This is a genomic window from Streptomyces sp. CO7 (assembly GCF_053474865.1).
The window spans coordinates 1269015-1271259 of sequence record NZ_JBRIOU010000002.1; the positions used below are offsets into that span (position 1 = coordinate 1269015).

General features: G+C 75.3%; 3 protein-coding genes. All 3 read right to left on the bottom strand.

The window, feature by feature from the left end:
- Positions 1–738, bottom strand: a 738-nt coding sequence (locus ACOV8S_RS07750; protein ID WP_448316908.1) for a pirin family protein, incomplete at its 3' end; no start/stop codon positions are given.
- A 126-nt stretch (positions 739–864) separates the two neighbouring features.
- On the bottom strand, positions 865–1446 hold the full coding sequence (locus ACOV8S_RS07755; protein WP_448316910.1) for a TetR/AcrR family transcriptional regulator: 582 nt from the start codon (positions 1444–1446) through the stop codon (positions 865–867).
- A gap of 59 nt (positions 1447–1505) precedes the next feature.
- On the bottom strand, positions 1506–2219 hold the full coding sequence (locus tag ACOV8S_RS07760; protein ID WP_448316911.1) for an ABC transporter ATP-binding protein: 714 nt from the start codon (positions 2217–2219) through the stop codon (positions 1506–1508).
- Positions 2220–2245 lie beyond the last annotated feature (26 nt).

Here is a 2245-nt window from a genome sequence, read left to right on the forward strand (position 1 = left end):
GTCGACGGTGGCCTGCCCCGGCGGCAGGTAGCCCAGCTCCGCGGGCGCCAGACGGTTCCCGCCGGGGAAGGTCAGCGCGCCGGTGTCCAGCAGCAGGCCGTGCTCGTAGCTCTCGTCCACCGGCAGGCTGACGGTGGCCCCCGGGGAGAGGATCAGCTCGGCGCCCAGCAGCGGGGTGAAGGTGGGGACCGGCGAGACCGAGCCGAGCAGCGAGCCGAGGAAGACCCGCGCCTCGCCGGCCGCGCCGGGCAGGGCCACCGGCTCCGGCACGTGGTGACGGAAGTCGCGCGGCGCGTCGCGGTGCTCGGCCGGCAGCGCCACCCAGAGCTGCACGCCGTGCAGGACCGTGGTCGACGGGGTCGACACCTCGGTGTGGGCGATGCCGTGCCCGCCCGTCATCAGGTTGATCTCGCCGGGGCGGACCATGGCGTGGCTGCCCAGGCTGTCCCGGTGCTCGATCTCACCGGTGAACAGCCAGCTCACCGTCTGCAGCCCGATGTGCGGGTGCGGAGCGACGTCCATGCCGCCGCTCTCGGCGACGTCGTCCGGGCCGTAGTGGTCCGCGAAGCACCAGGCGCCGATCAGCGAGCGGGCCCGCTGCGGCAGCGTGCGCCGCACCGTCATCGCCCGCGGCCCGCCCAGCGGCACCGAGCGCGGGGTCAGGATGTCCACCCGCGCCGAGGACGCCGGGGAGGACGTGCACAGCACCTCCGGGGGGTGCACCTCGGTGTTGCTCATCTGCCCCGCCTCGCTTCCGCCCGGTGATCGTTCCGTCCGGCCCCCATCGTATGCCCGGCACCGCCCTGGTCGGCGAGGTACATCCCTCTGACCAGCACGGTCACGGCCGCGGACGGCCCTGGCCGGTCAGCCGGACGTGGACAGGCACCGGTGCACCAGCGCCAGGGACCGCCTCGTCACCGTCTCCAGGGGCGCGCCCCGCTCGACGGCGGACAGCGCGGAGTGCAGCATCCCGGCGATCAGGTCCGCGGTCAGCTCGGGCTCGGGGACGCCGATCTCCTCGACCGAGGCGCGGAACGGGGCCACCTGCCTGAGGTGGAGCTCCATCAGCCGTGCCCGGCAGGCGGGTGGGAGGTCGGCGCCCATCAGCGCCGCGGCCGGCCGGTGGGCGCCCTCCGCGCCCAGCCGCAGACTCTCCCGGAAGTAGGCCTCCGCGCGCTCCACCGGACCCGTCGCGTCCGCCATCGCCCGGGCCAGGGCCTCGTCGGAGCGGCGGAAGGCCTCCTCGACCACGGTGGCCAGCAGGGCGGCCGAGGAGTCGAAGTACTGGTACACGCTGGAGCGCGCCAGTCCGGCACGGGCGCCGACCGCCGCGGGGGTCACGGCGGCGGCGCCCTCCTGCACCAGCATCTCGACGGCTGCCTGGACCAACGCCTCGCGCTGGCGGGCGCGGTGCTCGGCGACGGTGGCGGCGTTGATCTTCGGCATACGGGCGGACTCCGGGGTGGCGGACGGTCCGGGTGCCGAGAGCCGGCCCGCCCTCCCGGTCAGGACAGGCGGCCGTCGACCATCTCGTGCACCCGGTCGGCGGCGTCCATTATCGCCGTGTCGTGGGTGACCATGACGGTCGCCGTCCCGTGTGCCCGGGTCTGCTCGGCGATCAGCCGCACGGCCTCCGCCGACCGTGCCCGATCGAGAGCCGAGGTGGGCTCGTCGACCAGGAGCACCGCGGGGGAGGTCATCAGCGCCCGCGCCAGACCGGCGCGCTGGCGTTCGCCGCCGGACAGCTGGTGCGGCCGGGAACCGGCGCGGTGAGCGAGGCCGACCGCCTCGACCAGCTCGTCCGCCCGTGCGCGGGCCGCCGCGTCGAGGCGGCCGTCGATGTGCAGCGGCAGCAGCAACTGCTCCCGCACGGTGAGTGAGTTGAGCAGGTTGGACTGCTGGAAGACGAAGCCGACGTGCCGGCGGCGGGCCTCGGTGCGCCGCTTGTCCGTCAGGGACGTCAGCTCGGCGCCCGCCACGGTGACGGTCCCGGACGTGGGGCGCTGCAGCCCGCCGGCGACGGCGAGCAGGCTGGACTTGCCCGAACCGGAGGGCCCCACGACGGCGACGAACTCCCCGGGTGCGACCCGCAGGGTGACCTGGTCGAGAGCGGTGACGGCCGTGTCGCCGTCGCCGTGGACCAGGCTGACGTCGCACAGGCTCAGGCCGGAGGCCGAGGCGGCGGCTTCGGATGCGGTGTCGGCGGCGGGGACGGTCATCGGGTGGCTCCCAGGGCGGTCAGGGG

Bases quoted from the DNA above. Each gene is read 5' to 3' on its own strand.
- ACOV8S_RS07760 (WP_448316911.1), bottom strand. From the start codon at position 2,219: ATGACCGTCCCCGCCGCCGACACCGCATCCGAAGCCGCCGCCTCGGCC.
- ACOV8S_RS07755 (WP_448316910.1), bottom strand. From the start codon at position 1,446: ATGCCGAAGATCAACGCCGCCACCGTCGCCGAGCACCGCGCCCGCCAG.